General features: G+C 64.3%; 1 protein-coding gene. It reads left to right on the forward strand.

All coding sequences use genetic code 11. The annotated features are described in order from the left end of the window. Window positions 1–11: 11 nt before the first annotated feature. A partial coding sequence (locus RB628_RS42130) for a PIN domain-containing protein (protein WP_318325857.1) occupies window positions 12–249 on the forward strand: 238 nt, incomplete at its 3' end.

The following is a 249-nucleotide window of genomic DNA, read 5'->3' on the forward strand; positions in this document are numbered from 1 at the left end:
GAGGCCTTCGAGTGATCACGTATCTGGTGGACACCTCGGCTCTGTGGCACCTGTTTCGCACCCCAGGCGCGTTGCGTCCCTGGGAGGGACACATTGCCGCCGGGGTGTTCCACCTCTGCGAGCCGACACGTGCCGAATTTCTCTACTCGGCAACCAGCCCGTCCCACCGGGACGAACTCGCAGAGGAACTGGACGCGCTCTGCTTGCTCTCTCCGGTTCCGAAGAACGCCTGGCGTTGGGTCGACACCG

This window comes from Streptomyces sp. ADMS, from assembly GCF_033441795.1.
Taxonomy (GTDB): Bacteria; Actinomycetota; Actinomycetes; order Streptomycetales; family Streptomycetaceae; genus Streptomyces.